At 37.6% G+C, this 245-nt stretch carries 1 protein-coding gene; it reads left to right on the forward strand.

Annotation, left to right across the window (positions count from 1 at the left end; all coding sequences use genetic code 11):
* The coding region (locus tag AC2FA3_RS15510) for a hypothetical protein (RefSeq protein WP_490510373.1) at positions 1 to 245 on the forward strand (245 nt) is incomplete at both ends.

Consider the following 245-nt stretch of genomic DNA (forward strand, 5'->3'; position numbering starts at 1 on the left):
GCTATATTCTTGACCGCGGAAAAGTGAATGGGAAAGAGAATATCAAGTGGAATGAAGATGAAGAAAAAATTGCACCGGTAAAAACAAGTATCGCCTATAAAGTATATGGAAATGATGAAAAAAGAGAAATGAGAGGGGGGCAAAGCATTATTATTACATATGACCGGGCAACCGGAGGATTTTTGCCATTACAGGTGCAAAGCGAGGCATATTGGGAAAATATAGACATTTTTGGAACACTAAAA

The organism is Janibacter sp. CoH_79_TC_3 (assembly GCF_058197955.1).